Raw genomic sequence first — 21,658 nt, 5'->3', positions numbered from 1 at the left:
GGCAGGCAGCGGGCCCTTAGCGGGGCCCGTTTGCACGCTGGCAGAAGCATCCGCGAGTGCGCCGGGGGCGTCAGGCAGGTGCCAGCCAGCCAGCTTCAGCGTGCGGCTGGAGCCGCTGCGCGCGGATAGCAAGCGCAGGGCGCAGGCCTTGCAGGCGGTTGCTGGTTTTTCCGGATTTTGGGGAAGGGTGGTAGCGGAGGAGGGACTTGAAGTTCGGTAGTTGCATGGGTAGCTTCGTTCGTCAGGAGTCCCGTAAGTGTACCGAAAGGTTTACAAATTTCCGGTTTCTCACGAGATTTCCCTGATTGGGGCCGTCTGTGCCCAGAGGTTTAAAGTTGCCTTTTGAGGGGAAAAGAGGGGAAGGAAATGCCGCGTTACAGCCAAGACTTTCTCACGCAGCGCGATTGCGAACGCATCAAGAAGCCGGGCCGGTACTTCGACGGGTTTCGGAACGGGCTTTATTTGAATGTTTCGAAGCCACGCGGAAAGAGGCCGCCCGCTAAGAGCTGGGCGGTTCGGTACCGGCTCTATGGTACGCAGCGAGACATGGGGCTGGGTCCCCTCCGCTTGCTGCCTCTGGAACTTGCTAGGGGGCGGGCACGTGAAATCCGAGAGCTGATTGACTTGGGTGTGGACCCTCTGGCGCAGGCTGAGGCTGAGCGTGAAGGTGCAAAGCAAAACTGGCAGCAGACCCACGTACAAGAGACCTTCAAGAATGTGGCTCTTGAGGTCTTTGAAATGCGCCGGTCCTCTTGGACAAGCCAGAAGCACGCTGACAAATGGATTGCCAGCCTTGAGAACTACGTATTCCCCGTAATGGGCGACGGGCCAATTGCCTACCTAGGGAAGCAGGATGTGCTAGAAGTGCTCAAGCCGATTTGGAACTCAAAGCGTGATACCGCGCAGAGGGTCAAACAACGCATGAGCGCGGTGTTTGCATATGCAATCGACACTGAGAAATACCACGGCCCGAACCCCTGCGACATATCCAAGGACACGCTGCCAAGCGTGCGCCCGGAAGTCGAACACCGGAAGGCCATGCCGTGGCCGGACCTGCCCGCATTCATGGTCGAATTGAAGAAGCGCCGCGGTATGTCTGCCCGCTGCCTTGAGTTCCTTATTTTGACTGGCACCCGCTCGGGTGAAGCGCGCGGCGCCCGCTGGGATGAAATTGAAGGCGATGTATGGACCGTGCCGAAGGAGCGGATGAAGATGAAGCGAGAGCACCGCATTCCCTTGTCACCGCAGGCTCAAGCGATCCTCAAGGCAGTACGTGCAGAAGAAAGGGAGGGCGATCTGATCTTTCCTAGCCCGCAGGGTAAGCGGCAATCTGACGTGGTTTTTGCAGCTCTCTACAAACGTATGGGGCGCACCGATTTCACTACACATGGCTTCCGCACCACGTTTAAGACATGGGCTCAGGAGAACAGCCCGCACTCCGATGAGATTTCAGAACTGAACTTGGCTCATGTCGTCGGCAGCAAGGTCCGCAATGCCTATGCCCGCTCCGATCTGTTTGAACAGCGCCGGAGCGAACTAGCACAGTGGGCGCAGCATGCGTTTCAGCAGGTTTGTTAGGTGTTCTGCTTTTTCTTGTCTATTTGAGCCAGCCAGCGAACGTACGAGAGCCCTTGGGAAATGATTAGTATGGCTACTTCCTCCGTAGGCTGATTGGGTTCTTCAACACCTTGTTCGTGGCGGTAGTTGTGAGCCGCGTTGACCCAATCTTTAAATCCCTCCAAAGTTTTGGCGCTGGCTGCATTCAGTACAGGGTGCCCGGAGTAGAAGGCCTGTTGATCCTTCCCGATTTTGTCGCCTGCCGCTCTCGCATCAAGCTTGAGTACTTTGTACATGAGCTTGAACAAGTTTTCGCATGCGCCGAAACTTGCGCGGATTGCTCCGATGTAGTTCGGTGGGTCCTGTAAGAGGCAGCTATCAACTTGTTCAAGGGTTTGGGCAGTTGCTGCATACCTAGGTTCATTGAGGGCAACAATTGCTGACTGCATCGTTGAGCTGAATGCGCTATCAATTAGCGGGTGAATGCTGCCGCTGCCGTCAATCTCGTACGCTAGATTTTCTTCTTTAAGTATCTTTCTGGCGCCTGAAATAAATAGTTCGCGCCGGCTGCTCTGAATATATTGTCTGTGAAGCGAGTTGCCGACTACTGTGATTGTGTCGAGCATTTCCAGAACGGTTATTCTGTTGAAGTACCAATCCCACCGTGGAAATAGAGTCCCGCTCTGAGAAGCGCTTGAAAAACAAATGCCTAACTCCTGTTCAATCGCATCCTGCGCATTTTTGTTATAATCAAAAGCGTCGCCATACCTGCCAAACGAAGGTGGTGGGCATGACTTTTCGCACAGCTTTGCAAGTCTGAAACGTGCTTTCTTGCTGTCTTTTTCAGGGGCGCCTTTAGTTAGGTAAGTGTGTGAAAACCTCTGTCCCAGTATATTCTCTGTCATTTTTGCTCACTAGCTAGTTGCGAACTAGGTTGGCCCAGTTGTTCAGCGGAGTTTCGGTAGAGAAGCATCCAAGCGCAAGCCAAAAAGTAGTATTTCCCGAACCCCACTTGTGCTTCATGTGGGGTATTATGATACCGTGATACTACGCCAAAACCTCCCAAGGGAACCCTGCCGGGCACCTCACGGGAGGAGGATAGATACGGAGCGGAGGCGGGCCTTGCTGTCTCTCGTGGGTTACGGACATGAACGCATTGAACCCCTTTGCGCACCCGGTGCGGAAACGAAAGCGGGCTCCTCTGGAGCAACGCTTTGCGTTCTGGCTTTCTCAGAACTTCAAAATCCCTGCGGGGATGAATGCGGGCGAGCCGTTCATTCTGCAGCCCTTTCAGCTACGGTTTGTTCGGGCCTTTCTTGCCCGGGAACCGGACGGCCCCAAATGGCGGACTTGCATCTACTCCACCCCGCGCAAGCTGGGTAAGTCCACGCTTCTGGCTGCGCTCATTCTGGGGCTGATGTGTTCGGACAGCCCTATCCACATCAAAGGGTTTAACGGGGCGATTGCAGCGCCCACGGAAAAGCATGCCCTGTACATTGCCAAGGCCATGGCTGCCTTGCTGGAGACTGCGGGCCGCGAAGATGACATGCGCCGCCGGAGCGATCCCAAGCCGGGCGTGCTGTTCATTAACGGGGGTACCCTCTGGCTGAGCACTGGTACCCGGGCGCAGGGTCACGGTGCGGACCTTGACCTAGCCGTCATTGATGAAACGGGCCTGCTTGGGAAGAACCAAGGCGAGCTTATCACCGGGTTCTTTGACGCTCTCTCCGCACGCAATGGCCAGCTCATTCTGACCGGCACGCGCGGCGACAGCCCCAGCTATAACGACCTGATAGAACGGCCTGACAAGCGCACGCATGTGACGCTCTATGCCGCGGAAAAGGGCGACGACTCCAGCGACCCTAAGATTTGGCACAAGGCGACCCCGGGTCTTGGCAAGATCAAGCCATTCCGTTTCATGGAAGATGCCTATGCGAAGGCAGAACAGTCCGGCAGCATGGCCGAGTTTGAGGCTTGGCATTTGAACAAGCCGCTTTCGCCATCGCGCGAATTGCTGCTGGACTATGACACTCTGCGGAAGGCCTACAAAAAGGAGGCACTGCAGCCGCTTCCCGGTGAGCCTGTTCACGTCGGGATTGATCTGGGCGGCAGTGCTTCCATGACCGCTGCCACCATCGCCTATGAACACTCCGGCTTGCTTAAGGTGCTGGGGGCTTTTCCGGGTGCGGATATTGACCTGCTGGCCCGCGGTAAGCGTGACCAAGTGGGCGATACATGGCACCGCTGCGCGGAAGCGGGTGAGCTGATTGAAACCTCTGGCAGCGTGTCAGACTTGCAAGAATTTCTGCCGGAACTGATTGCCCGCATCGGCAATCACCCAATCGCGTCTGTCTCCTGTGACCGATACCGCCAGCACGAATTTGAAACTGCATTGTCGCGGGCGCGGTTGGCGTGGCCAGTCATCTACCGCGGCACAGGTCCCAAAGACGGCGATCAGGACATTCGGGCAACCCGCAAGCTGTTCATTGCCGGGGCTGTCCAAATGCAGCGGTCCATTCTGCTGGAGGCTGCGCTTGCTGAGGCAGACGTGAAGGTCAGCACGACCGGCGCTTGCCAATTGGCCAAGAGCCACCTGCACGCCCGAATTGATGTTGCTTCCAGTCTGGTGCTGGCGTGCTCCGCCATGCTGCGCGCCCGGGAGGCTGTTGTTCCTGAATACGTGGTGGAGGTCCTATGAGGTACAACCCGCGCCCCCTGAAAAACACAACATGGCGGGACAGCGTGCGCCCCTTTGTGGCGCATCGCGCATCTTTCCGCTGTGAGCACTGTTTCACGTACCTGGGCATGCACGGCGAGGTCGATCACATCCAGCCGCGCGCTCAAGAGGATGTGCATGGGCTGCACGTCTATGACCCCAGTAACCTGCAATACCTTTGCCAATCCTGCCACACCACCAAAACCAACGGTGAACGGCGGGGTAAGGCGCGGGGGCCCGGTGAAGATACCGGGAGAACTTTGGCGGCGAGGCCCCCGCGCCGCACCAACGTCCGAGGGCGCGAGCAGTTCATAGCCGCCGCGGGCATTCCTGAAATCTCCGATGGGAAAAGGAACCCCAAATGCTGAAATCTCAAGAAATCCAGCTTGCGCAATCGAAACGGCGCGAGCGCATGGCCGAAATTCAGAAGGCCGATGAAGTCAGCGATGACGGCCGCACAGAACTGCGCAGCCTGACCGATGCCTACCAGAATGCGGAGGTGGAGCTGCGGGCGGCGCTGCTGGTGGAAGATGCGGAGCGCGAACAGATCAAAGAGCCGGACAAAGCCGCCAATGATTTTGACCGGGAATGCCGTTCGTTCGATCTGAGCGCGGTCATCGCGGCACAGGTCGATGGCAAGCCGCTGGCAGGCCGTGAGGCCGAAGTGAGCCAAGAACTTGAACAGCGCCATGGCCAAGGGCAGAAGGGTATCCGCTTTCCGTGGGAAGCACTGGAGCAGCGGGCAGACGTTGCCACAGATGCAGCCGCCGGCACATCGCAGGAGCTTGCAAGCCGCCCGGTGATGAACGCCCTTGAACGCTTCTTTGAAAACTCCGCGGCGGGCCGCTTCGGGGTCAATGTCTTGCAAGTCACGGGCACCCCCACCTTCCCGGAAATCACTGGCGGCACCGGCCTTTCGTGGGTGGCTGAGGGCAATGGTGCGGACGCACAGGCGATCAGCACCACTAGCAAGAGCCCTGCCATGCACACGGCAACGGGGCGTTATCTGCTGACCCGGCAGGCGATCCGTCAGAACAGTGCGCTGCCGTCCATTCTGCGGCGTGACCTGTCCGAAGTGCTGCGCGAGGGCATTGACCTTGCCATTTTCCAAGGCACGGGCGCCGATGAGCAACCGGCAGGCTTTGACAGCGTGCTGACCGCTGGGCGCACAACCGCGCTGGATGGTGTGGCCAGCTTTTCGGAGTTCCTGCTGCGCGCCACGGAAATTCAGGAAACGGCCAAGCTGAGCGACCCGGCGCAGGTGCGGATTGCTGGGGCGCCCATCGTGCACCAGACCCTTGCCGATACGCTGGTGAGCGGCACCGCCGTATCCGAGCTGGACCGCTTGAAGTCCGCGGGCTTCGGCATGCTGTGGTCCTCTCAGGTGTCGGCCCGTGGTGCACGTGACGCCACCGACAAGGGGGCGTCCACTGTCTACTTCGGTGCGGGCAGCAACAACGCCTATGTGCCGACGTGGGGAAGCCCTGAACTGATTGTGGACCCGTACAGCGAAAGCAAGACAGGCAAGGTGGCACTGACCATGTTTGCCTTCCTTGATGTGCTGATCCAGCGCACGGCTACGCACTACTTCAAACTCACTGGCGTGCAGGACCGCGCGTAATGGAGCGGCGCGCGATCTGGCCAGCGGCGGGCTTGGAGGTCCGCCGCGAGGGTAAGCGCCCCCGGATTGCGGGCCGTTTCCCCTATGGGTCTTTGGCGGTGCTGAGCGACCGGGGCAAAGTGCGCAAGGAACGCATCATGCCGGGGGCCTTTGACTTCACGCTGACCGACCCGGATGCAGAGGTGAACCTGTTATTCGGGCACAGCTTCGACCGGCCTTTGGCGTCACGGCAGGCGGGGTCTCTGGTGCTCAAGGATACCGCCGAAGCTTTGACGTTTGAGGCCATCATTGAGCCCGGCCTTGAAGATGTGACCCACGTGCGGGATGCGCTTACGCTGCTGGGCGCGGGGTTGGTCACGGGTATCTCGCCGGGCTTCCGGGTGCCGCCGAAAGAGACCGTGCCGGACAATGAAAGGTTGGACCCGGAACCGGGTAACCCCTCTGTGTTCATCCGCACGCTGCTGCAATTGGTGCTCTATGAATTGTCGCTGGTGACGCGGCCTGCCTACGGCGACAGCGAGGCGGAATTGCGGGCTCTGCAAACCGCAGCGCACCCGGTGCGAACTGAAAGGATCATCCTCCCATGATTACCGATTTCTCCCAAACGCGGGGGGCTCTGCCCACTGTGCCGGATGCTGTAAGCGTTGCTCTTGAGGCTGGTGTGGCCAATGACAGGGCAACGGCCATGATTGGGGCCTCTTGGGCGCTGGCTGAGACCTTCACAGGGCGCCTGTACTGGCCTGTGAACGCCTCTGTGGCTGTGGCGGTGCTGGAGGAGCCCGGGGAGGTTCAATGGCCCCGCTATCCCTTCCCTGCGGCAGTCACGGTTGAGAGCTGGGACGGTTCCGCATGGGCTGCCGAAGCTGCGGCATACATCCCTGACGCTGGCGTCGTCACCGGCCTGAATGCTGGCCGGTACAGGCTTACGCAAACCGGCACAGTAGAGCCGGGCGAACCGGCGCCGCATGTGATTGAGGCTGTGCGGGCGCTGACCCTGTATCAGCTCATTCATACCCCTGTGCGGCGGGAGTTCCGCCAGATCAATGCAGGTGACAGCAGCTTGACCCGGGAGGCGCTGGCCGGGCTGTTCCGTGCATCTGGTGCGGGAATGCTTCTGGCCGGGGAGGTCCGGTTCTGATGTGGCCTTTCAAGAAACGTGAGTTGGAGCGGGAGGAGCGGGCGGCGTTTCCTTCGGTTACGGCGGAATATGTGGCCGGGCGGCAAGCAAATCTCCTTTCTGACGGCAGCGCCGCACTCAGTGCCACGGTTGCCACCTGTGCAGGTTTTTGGTCCCGCGGGTTCTCTATGTTGGACCCGGCGCCGGAGGCTGGGCCGCTGCGGGCGGACGTGCTGGCTGCAATCGGGTCGGACCTGTGTTTGCGTGGCGAAAGCTGCTGGCACATCCGTGTTGATGGCAGTGACCTGAGCTTGCACCGGGCCGCCTACTGGGACGAACTTGGACGGGGACGCTATCATCTTCACATCGCCCGCCCGGCGGAAACGGAAACCGTGCGTGCCATCGAAGGGGAAGTGCTCAAGCTGGTAGTGAACCCTTCTTCGGAGCAGCCTTGGCGGGGGCGCAGCCCATTTCAGATGATGGGCTCCAGCCCGCGGCTGATGGCGGAGATAGAGCGGGCGGTATCGGGAGCGCTGGAATGGACTGGGCGTGGCTTGCTGCCGTTCCCTGATGTGGTGCCGGAGGAGCAGCAGACGGCGGCCCTGCGGGGGCTCAAGGGCGGGGGTACCTTGGCGGCTATCCGCAGCAAGGCGGACTTTGCCACAAATACAGGCCAGCCGCGGGGGCATGAGTTCAAGCGGGTGGAGCTGACCCCTGATTTACAGAAGGCAGATTTGAACCCGGCGGCGGATGGCTTGCACGCGCGGTTGTTGGCGGCGGCGGGCATACCGCCAGCGCTGGTGACTGCCAGCGGAAACGCCGGGGCTATGCGGGAAGCTTACCGGCTCTTTGTCCTCCAGACCATTGAGCCGCTGGCCCGGCAGCTTTTGCCTGAGCTGGCAAAGGTGGGGGTTTCCAAAATGGACAGCGGGTCGATGATGAGCGCTGATGTTGCCGGGCGTGCCCGGGCTGTGGGCACGCTGGTTAAGTCCGGCGTGCCAGTGGACAAGGCTATGTCACTGGTGGGCTGGGGCGATGAATGACCACATCGCGCAGGCTTTCCGGCGGGCCGCCAAACACAGTCCGTTGATGCAGAGATACCGCCTCTATCGAAAGGACAAGGTGCCGCTTGATTTGTCCGGCCTGACGGAGGAGGAGCGGCGCCTTGCGAAGTCAGACACGGCAACTGTGTTTGACTGGCTGGAAACCTTGGCCGGTGCTTTGGAATGGAAAGAGACCGGAGCCGACGGCAAAACAGCTCAGGGGGTTCTGACACTCTACGGCGAGCCGCTGTCACAAGCGCCGGAGGCAGTGCTGGCAACAGACGGTACTTGGCTGGTGGTGGACGAGGCTTTGGGCCGGGATAGCCTTTCCGCCAGCTTCAAACTGGAGGTGCGTCGCTGGACGGCCAATGACGCGCCGCGCGTTAGGAGTGATGAACCATGACAAAGGACTTCTTGCTGGAAATGGCCGCGGCCTATGGCGTTCAGGATGAACTTGCAGAACTGCTGAAGGATAAGCCGGAACCGAAGGTGCCTATGAACCTGAAATGCCTGCTGGCGGAGTGGAGGAAAGAGCGCTGCATGAAGCGGGTGGAGGTGCTGCGGCGCGTGGATATTTCTAGCTCTCAACTGGCATTCTATGAGCGCGGGCAGCAGCTAAATCCGGGTGTCCGCACATTGGGGAAGTTGGCGCAGGGCTACCAAATGCCCCTTTGGCTTCTGTTGCGCGTGATGTTGTCCGAAGCCGGTGTGATTTCCGCACCGGGTGCGGGCAAAGCAGTCCGCAAACGCAAGCGCCGGTAAAAAAGAACCCCTGCCGAATGGAACGGCAGGGGCACCCACGCTGTAAGGTTGCCAAGCCAACCGATTACTTGGCTTAAGATTTCTATCAGGTAGCGTTACTCTGTCAATGGCTCCAGCGAGTCAGATGCTTGTGAACCTATTGGTACACAACGATTATTTCCCGTATCCTCACACTGAAAATTTGCGATTGAGCTGCTTTTCTGCTACACGTGGTCCCCCCTAAAAAAGAGGATGCATGATGTTGAAGGGACTTCGGGCCGAGCAGGAAATGTACATGGCAGCAGTGCGGGCTGACATGCGCTTGCTCAAACTAACAACAGCTTTGGAACACAGGGTTTGGTTGCTGCTCAATTCAGTTTCTGAAGGCACTCGTTGGGTGCCTGTTGAGCAGCGGGCCTTGGCGGAAATGTGCAGCGTTTCCGTGAATACCGTAAGTGCGGCAATCAGGGTGCTGGTAGAAAAGAAACTGATTGAGCGGCGCAGGGTTCACAAAAGCTATGAGTACCGCACGGCGGCGAACACAGAGGCCCACAACGTTGAGGCTAGTGAGCTGCGCCTGATGCGGGGGGCTAAGCCGTCAGAAAGCTGAAGATGACTTCTAAATGAATAACCCCCACCGCGGCAACGGCAGGGGTCAACTCAGCACAGGAACTCTCAATACCCGTGGCTAAGAGGCAGGTCTAAGACCCAGCCTCCAAGAGGAACATCAGTATGTCGAACAGGCAATGCGAAGGCAATGGTGACGGGCGCCCGAAGCGGCGCAAGGACTTCCAAGAAAAGCATGACAAGCTGTGTGGCTTGCTGCTTTCGAGGATGGAGACGGACGGCCATGACTGGAAGGGGCAAACGTGGGCGCCCGCCTTGCCCCTGACTGAGTGGGCAGAAATGGCAGGATTATCGTTGAGTTCCCTCAAGCGGCTCATCAAGGAGCCTCCAATCCTCTCGCAAGGCCGTGGCTGGGGGAAGGAAAAAGTTGTGCTACTGCGAGTGGGTGGGGAGCTTGATCCACAAGAGGCGAAGCTCAAGCTGACTGCAAACGTTATGGCTAAAGCCTATCGGGAGCACATGGCCACCTTAGAGGAGCCAGAGAAGTGGAAAGTGACACCGCGGGGAGATTGGGGCCTGATCAGGGGCTTGGCTGAGACTTGGCCTGAAGGGTGGCAGGTTAAGATTTTCAACTACACTCTCAAGGGCTGGCCTGCATTCATGGACGCTGTGAAATTGGAGTTAGAGGCGGCTTGGTTACTTCGAGAGGCAGGTGTCGAGGTTGTTGTGAGCGACGCGATTGCAAATCACACGCTGCGCACAGCCTGGCTGCTACAGGATGTGGATATCGGGCAATTTCGACGGTGGAACGACGTCAAACAACGGGGTGAGTGGTGGACGTGGAAAAAGCCGAGGATGAGCTTCCTTCGCAGGTTTCCTCACGTAGCCGCGCAACGCTTTTACTTTGACCATCCTAAGATGCAGGAAGCTCTAGGAAGTGACCTTTTTACCTTTTCTGAGACTTCTCATAACTAATATACATTACAGATACTCTAGTTATTACCTCAGATAAGAAGTTAATAGTGTCACTAGAGAAGCTGTAATGAATGGCAAGCGCCGCCGCTGAAGCGGCTAGCTTGCCTTGTTACAGGATCACTCTTGAGTCTGTATCTTTCAGTGCCATCCACCTGCTGCTCTTGAGCGAGCGGCCCCGTACTGCACCTTACTCTCGCATGCTGGTGGACTCCTGAGAGGCGCTGAGAGCGCCGCTGGCGGGCGCTTCGCTGGTTAGGGGCACATGGGGGCGCTGTTGAGGCGTTTGGCCGCTCAGCGGGCTTCTCCTTGGCTCGCGCTCTGCGCTCCACTCTGTGCACCTGCCATGTGTGGTGTCAGTCGCTCATATTGATTGCGCTGCTTCCCGGTTTCGCACCGGGTGCGACGCCTCAAAAGGGTGGGTAAACTGCGACAAAACCGCCCGGCTCTTTAGGCGCTCAGTGAGGGGTAGAAAGTGGGAAGAAGGGAAGCATCCCTAAGCTTTTCCGAGTAAATTCAAGATGTTACGTGGAAAATTGGTAGCGGAGGAGGGACTTGAACCCCCGACACGCGGATTATGATTCCGCTGCTCTAACCAACTGAGCTACTCCGCCGCTCGCCGTGTGGACGCGATTTAAGGAATGCCGCCGGTGGGGTCAAGCAGAAAAGACCGGGAAATGCAGATTCTTCCTGATTTTTTCTGGCGAGAGTGAAAAGTGGCACGAATACAGGGACTTGCCTCCACCCTAGCGGGCCTCTGCGGGGGCCGTGCTGCGGTGCGATCGGATTGTTGCGCGGCCGGGGGTCAGTCGGCTTGGGTGTCCAGCGCGGACAGCTCCGGCCGCGGCAGGCGGTCGAGCAGCTGGAACACAAGGGCGCGGCAGGTTTCTCCGGTCCAGTCCTCGGGGTGGAAGCTGGGCGGCAGGTCCGGGTGGCGCAGCACCACGCGGCGCCAGCGGTGCACGATTAGCGTGCGCAGGGTTCCGGTCTGCGCGGGCGTCAGGCCCGCAGGCGGCGCAGCGATCTGCTGCAGGTCGCGCTGCAGCGTGGCGCAGGCGTCCTGCAGGTGCTCTGGAAACAGCCGGGCCTTGAGCCAGCAGGGCACACGCATGCTGTTGACGCCGGCCGCCAGCAGGTCGTCCAGGTTGCGCGGCATCGGCCCGTGGCCAAGCGCGGTGGTGCGGTTCACGGCGACGTAATTGGACAGCAGCAGCACGTCGTCCAGGGTTGCCTGCCCGGCGCCGTCTTCGGCGATCAGCAGGTGCCAGTCGCCGGGGGCGGCGGCGCGGCGCTCGTAGATCCGGGGGGTGACCGCGGCGGACTGGTTGCGGCCGTATTCGGTCAGGTAGTGGACCGAGGCGCGGCCCGCGCGGGCGCTTTCGATCCAGCCGTCCTTGCGCAGCCGGTGCAGCGCCACGCGGATCGCCTCGGGCTTGATTCCCATCGGGGTGATGATGCGGGTCAGGGCGCTGCCGCTGATGCGGGCACCCTTGTCCTGCGCGAGATCGCCGAACAGCGATACGATCACCGACCAGACCCGCTGGTTCTGCGGGTCGTTCAGCTGCTGGACGGTGGTGTCGAACCAAGGGTTATGCTGTTCGTTCATAGGGATAAATATAGTTCGCCCGGACCGGTAAGGCCAGTCCGGGCGGTTGGCAGCAGCGGGGCTGCGTGCCGCTTTTGCCAGTCTCAATAAGCGTTCATCGTCAGCAGCTCATACTCTGCCGCAATCTCATCGTCCTGGTTGGTGAGGGTCACGTGCCAGCGCACCTCGCCGTATTCCTCGTTGCGCGGGGTCTTCTTCTTGACGGTGAGGCGCACCTTGATGCTGTCGCCCGCCGAAACCGGCTTCATGAAGCGCAGGGAGTCGAGGCCGGTATTGGCCAGAACCGGGCCCTCGTCCGGCTGCACGAACATGCCCGCGGCGAAGGACAGCAGCAGGTAGCCATGCGCCACGCGGCCCGGGAAGAACGGGTTCCGCTTGGCGGCTTCCTCGTCCATGTGGGCATAGAAGGTGTCGCCGGTGAAATGGGCGAAGGTCTCGATATCCTCCAGCGTCACGGTGCGCGGCGCGGTGTGCAGGGTCTCGCCAATCGCCAGCTCGCCGAACTTGCGGGTGAAGGGGTGTGCGGGGCCTTTGACTTCAGTGCCGCCGGGGACCCATTTTTCGCCGATCGCGGACAGGATGTCGGGCGAGCCCTGGATGGCGGTGCGCTGCATGTAGTGTTTGACGCCGCGCACGCCGCCCATCTCCTCGCCGCCGCCGGCACGGCCCGGGCCGCCGTGCACCATATGGGGCAGGGGAGAGCCGTGGCCGGTCGATTCCTTCATCGAGTCGCGGTTGTTGAAGTAGAGGCGGCCGTGGTAGGCGCCGGCGCCGATGGCGACGTCGCGGGCGACAGCAGAGTCATGGGTGATGACCGAGGCCACCAGCGAGCCCTGGCCGCGGTTGGCCAGATCAATGGCGTGGTCCAGATCGCGGTAACCCATGATGGTGGAGACGGGGCCGAAGGCCTCTGTGTCGTGTACCCGCTGGGCGTTGTCCGGGTCGGCGCAGTGGAACAGCATCGGCGGCACAAAGGCGCCTTTGTCGGCGTCTGCACCATCGACGGAGAAGTTGTCCGGGTCGCCAAAGACACGCTCTGCCTCCTGGCCGATGATCGCGGCCTTTTCCAGCACGTCGTGTTTCTGGCTGTTGGAGACCAGCGCGCCCATGCGGGTGGTTTCCAGGCGCGGGTCGCCGATCTGGGTTTTTGCCAGGCGGGCGGACAGGGCCTCGATCACCGCGTCCACCTGCGCTTGCGGCGCGATGATGCGGCGGATGGCGGTGCATTTCTGGCCCGCCTTGGTGGTCATCTCGCGGCTGACCTCCTTGACGAACAGGTCGAATTCCGGCGTGCCGGGCTGCGCGTCCGGGCCCAGGATCGAGGCGTTGAGGCTGTCCTGTTCGGCCACGAAGCGGACCGAGTTTTCCAGGATCACCGGGTTCGCGCGCAGTTTCAGCGCGGTGTTGGCGGAGCCGGTGAAGCTGACCACGTCCTGCATGGTCAGATGGTCCAGCATGTCGCCGAGGCCACCGGAAACCAGTTGCAGCGCGCCTTCGGGCAGGATGCCGCTGTCGAGCATCAGTTTCACGGCCAGCTCCGTCACATAGCAGCTGTTGGTGGCTGGTTTCACGATGGCCGGGACGCCTGCCAGCAGGGTGGGGGCGAGTTTTTCCAGCATCCCCCAGACCGGGAAGTTGAAGGCGTTGATATGCACCGCAACGCCGCGTAGCGGGGTGCAGATGTGCTGGCCCAGGAAGGTGCCGTTGCGGCTGAGCTGCTCCACATCGCCGTCGAGGTAGACATGGGCGTCCGGCATCTCGCGGCGGCCCTTGGAGGCGAAGACGAACATGGTGCCGATGCCGCCGTCGATGTCGATCATGTGATCGGACTGGGTGGCCCCGGTGTTGAAGCTCAGATCGTAGAGCGCCTGTTTGTGCTGGTTCAGGTGGCCTGCCAGCGCCTTCAGCATCCGGGCGCGGTCGTGGAAGGTCAGCTTGCGCAGGGCGGGGCCGCCCACCGTACGGGCGTAGTCGAGCATCGCCTGCACGTCGAGCGCGTCATTGCCGGCGCTGGCGATCACCTCGCCGGTGATGGCGCTGGCGATGTTGCGGGCGCCCGCGCCCGGTGCGACCCATTGACCCGCTGCAAAGCTGGAAATCTCTAGAAGGCTCATGATGGTGTCCTTTTCGTCAGGCCGGCAGGGGGCCGGCTGGCTGGAATCCGATGCTGAGATATATTGACCGTCCGGTCGGTTTATGCAAGGAATTTGTCAATGCGCCGCTGAGAGGGTGAGGGAGCGATGAGCGATACGATTCTGGTGGAGGATCACGGAACCTGGGTGGAGATCACCCTGAACCGTCCGGACCGGCTGAACAGTTTCAACGAAGAAATGCACAATGCCTTGCGCGCAGCACTTGAGGCCGCGCGTGACGGCGGTGCCCGGGCGGTGCTGCTGACCGGCGCCGGGCGCGGCTTTTGTGCCGGCCAGGACCTGGGCGACCGCGACCCGCGCAAGATGGACGGGCCGCCGGACCTGAGCCAGACCGTGCGCAAGTTCTATGCGCCGCTGGTGCGGCTGATCCGTGAACTGGACTTCCCGGTGATCTGCGCAGTGAATGGCGTGGCGGCCGGGGCAGGAGCCAATCTGGCGCTGGCCTGCGACGTGGTTCTGGCCGCTGAGAGCGCCAAGTTCATCCAGTCGTTTTCCAAGGTCGGGCTGATCCCGGACACCGGCGGCAGCTGGCATCTGCCGCGGCTCTTGGGCGAGGCGCGCGCCAAGGGGCTGGCGCTGACCGCTGAGCCGCTGCCTGCGAAGAAGGCCGAGGACTGGGGCCTGATCTGGAAGGCGCTGCCGGATGCCGAGCTGCTGGCCGAGGCCCGCGCGATGGCGGAAAAATTCGCAAATGGCCCGACGCTGGGCCTGGGCCTGACCAAACAGTGCATTCAGGCGGCGGCGGTCAACACGCTGTCCGATCAGCTGGAGATCGAGGCGGACGCGATGAAGACCTGCGGCGAAAGCGCCGATTATGCGGAAGGCGTCGCCAGCTTCCTGGAAAAGCGCGCGCCCGTGTTCAAGGGCAAATGACCATGACCCCGAAAGAACGCGCCGAGAAATCCGCCGCCGCCATGTGGGCCGAAGACCATGCGTCCAAATGGGCGGGGATGGAGATCACCCATGTGGACGAGGGCGAGGCGACGCTGGAGCTGACCATCGCCCGGCACCATTGCAACGGCCACGGCATCTGCCACGGCGGTGTGACCTTTATGCTGGCTGACAGCGCCTTCGCCTTTGCCTGTAACAGCCGCAACCAGTCGACGGTGGCGCAGCACAACGTGATCAGCTTCACCGCGCCGGGACGGCTGGGCGACACGCTGATCGCCACGGCGCGCGAGATTTCCCTGACCGGGCGCAGCGGCATCTATGACGTGACAGTGACCAACCAGGACGGCCAGCAGATCGCCGAGTTCCGGGGCTTTTCCCGGGCGGTCAAAGGCCAGTTGTTTGACGAATAGGTGTGGAGGACGCCATGGAAGACCTGACCCCGAACAAGAGCGATCTTGACCCGATCGAGATCGCCTCGATCGACGAAATCCGAAACCTGCAGCTGGAGCGGCTGAAATGGTCGGTGCGCCATGCCTATGACAACGTGGCGATGTACAAGCAGCGCTTCGACGAGGCGGGCGTGCATCCGGACGACCTGCAGGAGCTGAAGGACCTGGCCAAGTTCCCCTTCACCTACAAGAACGACCTGCGCGACAATTACCCGTTCGGCCTGTTTGCGGTGCCGCGCAGTGAGATCATGCGCCTGCATGCGTCCTCCGGCACCACAGGCAAGCCGACCGTGGTCGGCTATACCGCCAATGATATCAGCAACTGGGCGGATCTGGTGGCGCGCAGCTTGCGTGCCTCCGGCCTGCGCAAGGGCGACATGGTGCATAACGCCTATGGCTACGGCCTGTTCACCGGCGGCCTGGGCGCGCATTACGGGATCGAACGGCTGGGCGCCACTGTCGTTCCGATGTCGGGCGGCCAGACCGAAAAGCAGGTCGGGCTGATCACCGACTTCAAACCCGACGGCATCATGGTGACGCCCTCTTACATGCTCAACATTCTGGAGCAGTATCACAAGGTCGGCATGGACCCGCGCGAGTGCTCGCTCAAGGTGGGTGTGTTCGGAGCCGAACCCTGGACCGATGCGATGCGCAGGGAGGTTGAGGAAGCGTTTGATATGCACGCGGTCGATATCTACGGCCTCAGCGAAATCATGGGGCCGGGTGTCGCCAATGAATGCGTCGAGACCAAGGACGGCCCGGTCATCTGGGAGGACCACTTCCTGCCGGAAATCATCGACCCGGCGACCGGCGAGGTGCTGCCGGATGGCGAGATGGGTGAGCTGGTGTTCACCACGCTGACCAAGGAAGGCCTGCCGATGATCCGCTACCGCACCCGCGACCTGACCCGGCTGCTGCCGGGCACCGCGCGCACGATGCGGCGGATGGAGAAGATCACCGGCCGCAGCGACGACATGATCATCCTGCGCGGCGTCAACGTCTTCCCCAGCCAGGTGGAGGAGCAGCTGATGGCGACCGGCGGGCTGGCGCCGCATTACCAGATCGAGCTCTATAAATCCGGCCGCATGGACGCGATGCGGGTCTATGTGGAGGCCAACCCGGATGCCACGGATGAGCTGAGCAAGACCGCGGCGGCGCGGATGCTGACCAAGCGGATCAAGGATATGGTTGGCGTTTCCACCGAGATCATTGTAGGCGACCCCGGATCCGTCGAGCGCAGCCAGGGCAAGGCCAAGCGCGTTGTCGACAACCGCAGCAAGTCCTGACCCGGGAGAGTGAGCCTTGGCCCGCACGATCGCAAAAGACCATGATCAGAAACGCGCGCAGATCCTGAAGTCCGCAGCCAAAGTGTTTGCGGAAGCAGGCTATGACCGCGCGTCGATGACCCAGCTGGCGCGGGAGTGCGGGATCTCCAAGGCGAACATCTACCATTACTATGACAGCAAGGATGCCGTTCTCTTCGGCCTCCTTGACACCTACCTCAGCGACCTGCGCGACCGGGTCTGCGAGGTAGAGCTGGACGGCTATGGCCCGCAGGAGCGGCTGCGCCGCATCGTCTCGGAAATTCTGCTGGCTTACCAAGGCGCGGACCATGAGCATCAGGTGCAGCTGGGCGCAATGGGGTCGTTGCCCGAGGACCAGCAGAAGCATCTGCGCGGCTATCAGCGCGAGATGGTCCAGTTCATGAGTGATGCGCTGCTGGCGGTGGCGCCCGAGATCTTTGACGGCGACAGCGCCAAGCTGCGCGGCGCCACCATGTCGGTCTTCGGGATGCTGAACTGGTATTACATGTGGAATACCGGCGCCGGCTCCAAGGCGCGGGAGGATTACGCCCGGCTGGTTGCGGATCTGACCCTGCATGGCGTCAAGGGGCTGTAGCGGCGCTTTTGCGGTTCTGCTGTTTCGCACTAGCTTTCTCCGCCAAGGGAGGATGTGATGCAGAAACCTGAGAGCTTCGAGAGTTTCTATTACAAGAAGGTCGGTCTGGGCGAGGCCTGCGGCTGCGCCGAGCGCGCCATCGGCATGTATGAGTTCGACCGCACCCTGGGCGGGAAGACTCACGCAAAAACCGGCAGGCGCCGGTTCTCGTTCAGGGCGTTTGCGCTGAAATACGGGCTGCTGTCCCGGCCCCGAACACCGGCGGAATAGATGTGAAAAGCACCCGGCGGGGCAGGCCCGCCGGGTGCAGCTGTTCAGGCTTGCGGATCAGCTTTCGCTGCCCAGAAGCGGGGTGATGCGGCGCACGGCGACGCGGCGGTTGGCGCGCTCGGCGTCCAGCGTGCTGACGGCCAGGTCGCTTTCGCCATAGCCCTGCACCACCATGTTTTCCGGCGGCACATCGAAGTACTCAGTCAGCGCCAGCGCCACGGTTTCCGCACGGCGGTCGGACAGCGCCAGGTTATAGGTCGCTGCGCCCACCGCATCGGTGTGGCCTTCGATCAGGAACACCTCGCCCGGGTTGCGCTCGATCAGGTCGCGCAGCGCGTTGCCCAGGGCGGCCAGCTCTTCGGCCTCCTGCGGGCGGATCACTGCTGAGCCGGTGTCGAAATTGACCGAGTCCACGTTGATCACAGGCACCAGGCGGCGCACCGCGTCGATGTTGCGGACCTGCACCAGCGAGAAGCGGCGGTCGATTTGCGGAGCGTCCTGCGCGGCCAGCGCTGCGGCCAGGTCCTGTGCCGACACGGCACCGGTGCTGGAGAAGGCGCGGCGGTTGTCCTGAACCTGCGGCAGCTCGTTCACAACGACCTTTTCGGCCTTTTGGGTGTCGTCGAACAGCACCACGCTGCGGCCGTCCGGCAGGATGCGCGTGCGGCGCAGCACCCGGCCCTCGGCGGAGCGGATGGTTTCCACCTCAACCCCGTTCTCGCGGGTCACCACGGTGCGGGTGGAGCCGTCCTGGAACCGGTAGGTGGTCACGTTCGAGCCCGGCTGGCGCAGCAGCACATCGTCGTCTTTCAGGATGCGGTACTGGCCGTCCTGTTCCACGACGGCGCGGTCGCCGGAGTTGGACACGACCTTGCCGCCGTTGTTGAGCAGTGTCCCGATGGCCAGGGCGCCAAGGCCAAGCAGGGCGTTGCGCTGCGAGTTGGACAGGCCGCTGTCATCGTCTTGCGGGGCGGCATTGGCCTGCGGGGCAGCAGCTTCTGCCGCGGCCTGGGTGTCCGCGCCGACTTCGGTTTCGAATTCCTCGTCCGAGCTGCGCACGGTTTCCTCGGTGACCGTTTCTTCGGTCACTTGAGCGTCGCCTTCGCTGCCTTCTGCGGCGGCGGCTGCGGCGGCTGCGGTTTCCGTCTCGGCTTCGGCCTGGGCGTCAGCCTGGGCCTGGCTGTCCATCTCTACCAGTTCCGGATTGTCGGGGGTCTCGCCTGCATCGCCCTGCGACCGGGCCAGATCGGCGGCAATGGCTTCGGCGCTGGTTGCGGTGTCTTCAGCGGTTGTATTCTCTGCCGGCTGATCCTCTTGCGCTTCGGTCTCCTGCTCAGCCTGGGCGGCGTCCTGCTGACCGGCTTCAGCTTCGGTCTGCTGCTCAGCCTGGGCCTCGGCCTGCTCGTCCTGTGCTTCGGCCTGCGCTTCCTGAGCGGCGGCCTGAGCTTCGGCCTCCTGCTCCAGAGCCTCTGCCAGGGCTGCGGCTTCTGCGGCTTCCTGAGCGGCTGCGGATTCGGCAGCAGCCTCAGCTTCGGCGGCAGCCTGTGCCTCTGCGGCGGCCTGAGCCTCCGCGGCAGCCTGTGCCTCCGCGGCGGCCTCTGCCTCTGCGGCAGCCTCTGCTTCGGCGTTCGCGTCAGCAGCGGCCTCCGCTGCGGTTTCGGCCTGGGCCGGTTCGGTGCCGTCCGCCTGCTGCTGGGGGTCTGCACCGCTTTCAACCTGCGCGTCCGCGCCGGCCTCAGCTTCAACAGCCGCCGCGGCCTCGGCTTCGGCAGTCATGTCCGCGACGCTGGCCAGCACGGTGGCGGATTGCAGCTCGCCCGGCAGCTCCGCGTCAAAGGCGCCAGTGCCGTAGGCCTGGCAGAACTTGGCGATCCGGCCGGATTTTTCCTGAACTTCCCCGCCGGCGGCCAGCTTCTTCTGGTGCCGCTCGGCGCGTTTCCTGCAGCGGTCGACCAGGTCGCCGATTTCGGCGCTGGTCATCTGGGTGAGGTCGAAGCGCTTGTTGCCCTTGTCCTGCGACAGGGCGGGCAGCGGGGCTGCCAGCGAGACCATCACTGCCAGCGCCGTGGTCGATTTGAAAATTCCCGGTTTCATTGCGGTTCCTTCCTTGTTCCGGCACAGGGCCGTAGGGGGGTAACCGCTGAGGGCAGGAAAAGTTTCCCGCCGTTCCGGCAAAAAAGAAGCCGCCCCGGGAGGGGCGGCTGGACTTTGGCCGTTTTCCGCCAGCTGCGCGGCGCGTCAGAGGCTGACGGGCGGAACCATGCCGACAATGTCATAGGTCTTGCGCAGGATCGGCGCGGTGATCTCGCGCGCGCGCTGCGAGCCGCGGGACAGGATCTTGTCGATTTCGTCCTGGTTCTGCATCAGCCGCGCCATCTCGGTCGAGATCGGCGCCAGTTTGGAGACGGCCAGATCCGCCAGCATCGGCTTGAATTCCGAGAACTGCCTGCCGCCGGCATCCGCCAGCACCTGTTCCACGGTTTGCTCGTTCAGCGCGGCGTAGATATTGACCAGATTGCGCGCCTCGGGCCGCCCCTCAAGCCCCTCAACCTCGGAGGGCAGGGCATCAGGGTCGGTCTTGGCCTTGCGGATCTTTTTGGCGATGGCGTCGGCGTCATCGGTCAGGTTGATGCGGGAGGCGTCGGAGGGGTCCGATTTCGACATCTTCTTGGAGCCGTCGCGCAGGGACATGACGCGGGTGGCCGCGCCTTCGATCACCGGCTCGGTCTCCGGGAAGAAATCGACGCCGAAGTCGTGGTTGAACTTGATCGCGATATCGCGGGTCAGCTCCAGGTGCTGCTTTTGGTCCTCGCCCACCGGCACATGGGTGGCGTGGTAGACCAGAATGTCCGCCGCCATCAGCGCCGGGTAGGCAAACAGGCCCAGCGAGGCGTTCTGCTGGTTCTTGCCGGCCTTGTCCTTCCACTGGGTCATCCGCTGCATCCAGCCCATACGGGCGACGCAGTTGAAGATCCACGCCAGCTGCGCATGTTCCGGCACCTGGGACTGGTTGATCAGGATTGATTCTTCCGGGTCGATGCCGGCGGCGATGAAGCCCGCGCAAAGCTCGCGGGTGGATTTCTTCAGGTCCGCGGGATCCTGCCAGACAGTGATCGCATGCAGGTCGACCATGCAGTAGATGGTCTCAATATCCTTGGCCTGCCAGTCGACGAAGCGCTTCAGCGCACCGAGGTAATTCCCCAGATGCAGGTTGCCCGAAGGCTGGATCCCCGAAAAGACGCGCGGGGTGAAGCTGGTTTCGCTCATGGCCGGAAACTCCCGTCTGGAATTATGCACCATCGTCGCTTACCCATGGGGCCAGGATAGGTCAACAGGCGCGGGGGATTCCGTGCCGCAAGGAGTCCGGATGAGCAGCCAGCCCCACAACGCCCCCCTCAACCCTCTGCCCGCCGCGGTGGTGGCGCTGGTCCTGATCATCATCGGGATCGAGGCCGTGTTTTCGCTGGGCGCGCGCGGCATCCTGGGCGGGCCGGAGGCGATCGGCTGGCGGCTGGAGGCGATCCAGTCCTATGCGTTCTCCAGCGAGATCTTCTGGTGGATGCAGGACAGCGGCCGCTGGCTGCCGGAGCATCTGAAGCGGTTTGCGACCTACACTTTCGTGCATGGCGCTTTTACCCACGCGCTGTTTGTCTGCGTCTTTGTGCTGGCGATGGGCAAGATGGTGGGCGAGGTGATGGGCGATCTGGCGATGGTGGTCATCTTCATCCTGTCCGGCGCCGGCGGCGCGCTGGGCTATGCGTTGCTGGTCAGCGGCGGCCAGCCCCTGATCGGCGGGTTTCCGGCGGTTTACGGGCTGATCGGGGCGTTCACCTTTTTGCTGTGGCGTTCGCTGGCCTCGGTCGGGGCGCAGCAGAGCCGGGCGTTCACGCTGATTGCCTTCCTGATGGGCGCGCAGCTGCTGTTCGGACTGCTGTTTGGCGGCCAGAAGGACTGGGTGGCGGATCTGGCAGGCTTTGCCACCGGGTTCGGCCTGTCGTTCTTCCTGGCGCCGGGCGGCTGGGCGCGGATCCGCAACCGGATCCGCCACGATTGAAG

The 21,658-nt window shown here is 62.1% G+C and carries 22 protein-coding genes and 1 tRNA gene; 17 read left to right on the top strand and 6 right to left on the bottom strand.

Features of this window, described 5'->3' with window-relative positions:
• Positions 1–366: 366 nt before the first annotated feature.
• Entirely contained in the window at positions 367–1,578 is a 1,212-nt protein-coding gene (locus B2P87_RS16825) for a tyrosine-type recombinase/integrase (RefSeq protein WP_141889440.1), read from the top strand.
• Here B2P87_RS16825 and B2P87_RS16820 read toward each other — a convergent pair.
• On the bottom strand, positions 1,575–2,462 hold the full coding sequence (locus B2P87_RS16820) for a hypothetical protein (protein ID WP_141889441.1): 888 nt from the start codon (positions 2,460–2,462) through the stop codon (positions 1,575–1,577). The genes B2P87_RS16825 and B2P87_RS16820 overlap by 4 nt on opposite strands.
• A 242-nt stretch (positions 2,463–2,704) precedes the next feature.
• On the opposite strand from B2P87_RS16820, the gene B2P87_RS16815 reads away from it, so the two are divergent.
• The 10 genes from B2P87_RS16815 to B2P87_RS16775 all read left to right on the top strand — a co-directional run bounded on the left by B2P87_RS16815 (position 2,705) and on the right by B2P87_RS16775 (position 10,337).
• Positions 2,705–4,255, top strand: coding sequence for a terminase TerL endonuclease subunit (locus B2P87_RS16815; protein ID WP_141889442.1), 1,551 nt, complete (start codon positions 2,705–2,707; stop codon positions 4,253–4,255).
• A complete protein-coding gene (locus B2P87_RS20065) occupies positions 4,252–4,641 on the top strand; it encodes an HNH endonuclease (RefSeq protein WP_141889443.1) in 390 nt (129 codons plus the stop codon). Before B2P87_RS16815 ends, B2P87_RS20065 begins: the two co-directional genes overlap by 4 nt.
• Positions 4,635–5,894, top strand: coding sequence for a phage major capsid protein (locus B2P87_RS16810; RefSeq protein ID WP_141889444.1), 1,260 nt, complete (start codon positions 4,635–4,637; stop codon positions 5,892–5,894). The genes B2P87_RS20065 and B2P87_RS16810 overlap by 7 nt, the downstream gene beginning before the upstream one ends.
• A 98-nt stretch (positions 5,895–5,992) precedes the next feature.
• The gene (locus B2P87_RS16805) at positions 5,993–6,481 is read left to right on the top strand and encodes an HK97 family phage prohead protease (protein ID WP_167510230.1); all 489 of its coding nucleotides are present in this window, start codon (positions 5,993–5,995) and stop codon (positions 6,479–6,481) included.
• Between the two features lie 98 nt (positions 6,482–6,579).
• On the top strand, positions 6,580–7,032 hold the full coding sequence (locus B2P87_RS16800; RefSeq protein WP_141889446.1) for a hypothetical protein: 453 nt from the start codon (positions 6,580–6,582) through the stop codon (positions 7,030–7,032).
• Entirely contained in the window at positions 7,032–8,054 is a 1,023-nt protein-coding gene (locus B2P87_RS16795; RefSeq protein WP_141889447.1) for a phage portal protein, read from the top strand. The genes B2P87_RS16800 and B2P87_RS16795 overlap by 1 nt, the downstream gene beginning before the upstream one ends.
• The gene (locus tag B2P87_RS16790; protein WP_141889448.1) at positions 8,047–8,457 is read left to right on the top strand and encodes a hypothetical protein; all 411 of its coding nucleotides are present in this window, start codon (positions 8,047–8,049) and stop codon (positions 8,455–8,457) included. Before B2P87_RS16795 ends, B2P87_RS16790 begins: the two co-directional genes overlap by 8 nt.
• Entirely contained in the window at positions 8,454–8,816 is a 363-nt protein-coding gene (locus B2P87_RS16785) for a helix-turn-helix domain-containing protein (RefSeq protein WP_141889449.1), read from the top strand. The genes B2P87_RS16790 and B2P87_RS16785 overlap by 4 nt, the downstream gene beginning before the upstream one ends.
• A 235-nt stretch (positions 8,817–9,051) precedes the next feature.
• Positions 9,052–9,405 carry a helix-turn-helix domain-containing protein gene (locus tag B2P87_RS16780; RefSeq protein WP_141889450.1) on the top strand — a complete coding sequence of 118 codons (354 nt, stop codon included), beginning with the start codon at positions 9,052–9,054 and terminating at the stop codon, positions 9,403–9,405.
• 122 nt (positions 9,406–9,527) lie between these two features.
• Positions 9,528–10,337 carry a hypothetical protein gene (locus B2P87_RS16775; protein WP_141889451.1) on the top strand — a complete coding sequence of 270 codons (810 nt, stop codon included), beginning with the start codon at positions 9,528–9,530 and terminating at the stop codon, positions 10,335–10,337.
• A gap of 534 nt (positions 10,338–10,871) precedes the next feature.
• Here B2P87_RS16775 and B2P87_RS16770 read toward each other — a convergent pair.
• The 3 genes from B2P87_RS16770 to paaZ all read right to left on the bottom strand — a co-directional run bounded on the left by B2P87_RS16770 (position 10,872) and on the right by paaZ (position 14,054).
• A tRNA-Met gene (locus tag B2P87_RS16770) sits at positions 10,872–10,948 on the bottom strand.
• Between the two features lie 191 nt (positions 10,949–11,139).
• The gene (locus B2P87_RS16765; RefSeq protein WP_141889452.1) at positions 11,140–11,940 is read right to left on the bottom strand and encodes a PaaX family transcriptional regulator C-terminal domain-containing protein; all 801 of its coding nucleotides are present in this window, start codon (positions 11,938–11,940) and stop codon (positions 11,140–11,142) included.
• A gap of 83 nt (positions 11,941–12,023) precedes the next feature.
• Positions 12,024–14,054 carry a phenylacetic acid degradation bifunctional protein PaaZ gene (paaZ, locus tag B2P87_RS16760; RefSeq protein ID WP_141889453.1) on the bottom strand — a complete coding sequence of 677 codons (2,031 nt, stop codon included), beginning with the start codon at positions 14,052–14,054 and terminating at the stop codon, positions 12,024–12,026.
• Positions 14,055–14,180: 126 nt separating this feature from the next.
• Here paaZ and paaG point away from each other — a divergent pair, with 126 nt between their 5' ends.
• From paaG to B2P87_RS16735, 5 genes are read left to right on the top strand one after another with little or no spacing between them, the layout of a single operon-like run.
• Positions 14,181–14,966 (top strand): 2-(1,2-epoxy-1,2-dihydrophenyl)acetyl-CoA isomerase PaaG, encoded by a 786-nt coding sequence (gene paaG, locus B2P87_RS16755; protein ID WP_141889454.1) that lies wholly within the window; start codon positions 14,181–14,183, stop codon positions 14,964–14,966.
• A gap of 2 nt (positions 14,967–14,968) precedes the next feature.
• Positions 14,969–15,394, top strand: coding sequence for a hydroxyphenylacetyl-CoA thioesterase PaaI (paaI, locus tag B2P87_RS16750; RefSeq protein WP_141889455.1), 426 nt, complete (start codon positions 14,969–14,971; stop codon positions 15,392–15,394).
• Between the two features lie 14 nt (positions 15,395–15,408).
• Complete coding sequence (paaK, locus tag B2P87_RS16745; RefSeq protein ID WP_141889456.1) at positions 15,409–16,719, top strand: phenylacetate--CoA ligase PaaK; 1,311 nt, start codon at positions 15,409–15,411, stop codon at positions 16,717–16,719.
• A 16-nt stretch (positions 16,720–16,735) separates the two neighbouring features.
• On the top strand, positions 16,736–17,332 hold the full coding sequence (locus B2P87_RS16740) for a TetR/AcrR family transcriptional regulator (RefSeq protein ID WP_141889457.1): 597 nt from the start codon (positions 16,736–16,738) through the stop codon (positions 17,330–17,332).
• 57 nt (positions 17,333–17,389) lie between these two features.
• Positions 17,390–17,602 carry a hypothetical protein gene (locus tag B2P87_RS16735; protein WP_141889458.1) on the top strand — a complete coding sequence of 71 codons (213 nt, stop codon included), beginning with the start codon at positions 17,390–17,392 and terminating at the stop codon, positions 17,600–17,602.
• Positions 17,603–17,659: 57 nt separating this feature from the next.
• Here the strand turns inward: B2P87_RS16735 and B2P87_RS16730 are convergent, their stop codons facing one another.
• Positions 17,660–19,696, bottom strand: a complete 2,037-nt coding sequence (locus B2P87_RS16730) for an OmpA family protein (protein ID WP_141889459.1) — start codon at positions 19,694–19,696, stop codon at positions 17,660–17,662.
• Positions 19,697–19,840: 144 nt separating this feature from the next.
• Positions 19,841–20,869 carry a tryptophan--tRNA ligase gene (trpS, locus tag B2P87_RS16725; RefSeq protein WP_058286326.1) on the bottom strand — a complete coding sequence of 343 codons (1,029 nt, stop codon included), beginning with the start codon at positions 20,867–20,869 and terminating at the stop codon, positions 19,841–19,843.
• A 100-nt stretch (positions 20,870–20,969) separates the two neighbouring features.
• On the opposite strand from trpS, the gene B2P87_RS16720 reads away from it, so the two are divergent.
• Positions 20,970–21,656, top strand: a complete 687-nt coding sequence (locus B2P87_RS16720; RefSeq protein WP_141889460.1) for a rhomboid family intramembrane serine protease — start codon at positions 20,970–20,972, stop codon at positions 21,654–21,656.
• Positions 21,657–21,658: the final 2 nt, after the last annotated feature.

Source organism: Leisingera sp. UBA4491 (genome assembly GCF_002388965.1).
Classification (GTDB): domain Bacteria; phylum Pseudomonadota; class Alphaproteobacteria; order Rhodobacterales; family Rhodobacteraceae; genus Leisingera; species Leisingera aquaemixtae.
This window is presented reverse-complemented; position numbering and strand designations above follow the sequence as displayed.